Source organism: Streptomyces beijiangensis, from assembly GCF_017315755.1.
In the GTDB taxonomy this organism is placed as follows: Bacteria; Actinomycetota; Actinomycetes; order Streptomycetales; family Streptomycetaceae; genus Streptomyces; species Streptomyces beijiangensis.
In genome coordinates this window covers 1-257 of the sequence record NZ_JAFLRJ010000543.1, presented here as the reverse complement: position 1 = coordinate 257, position 257 = coordinate 1, and the positions used below count along the sequence as shown (strand labels likewise).

Genomic DNA, 257 nt, shown 5'->3' with positions numbered 1-257 from the left:
ACTGCTGCTTGAGCCCGTCGGGCCGGTTGAAGGTGACGAATCCCTTCTTGATGATGCCGGCGGTGTCGCTCTTCGCCACAGGGGCGAGTACAGGCCACTTGTCGAGGCACGCACCGGTGCACGCCGACTTCATCGGCCAGGCGGAATCCTTCTTGAAGCGGTAAACCGTCATTCCGCGCTTGTCCACGACGATGTTGCCGAGTTTGGGGTCCTTGCGTACGGAGAGTCCGGGCAGCGCGGCCACCGCTCCCGCGCCG

General features: G+C 64.6%; 1 pseudogene. It reads right to left on the bottom strand.

Going from position 1 to position 257, the window contains the following annotated elements:
- Positions 1-257, bottom strand: a pseudogene (locus tag J0695_RS36535) (SCO0930 family lipoprotein); the annotation flags it as partial.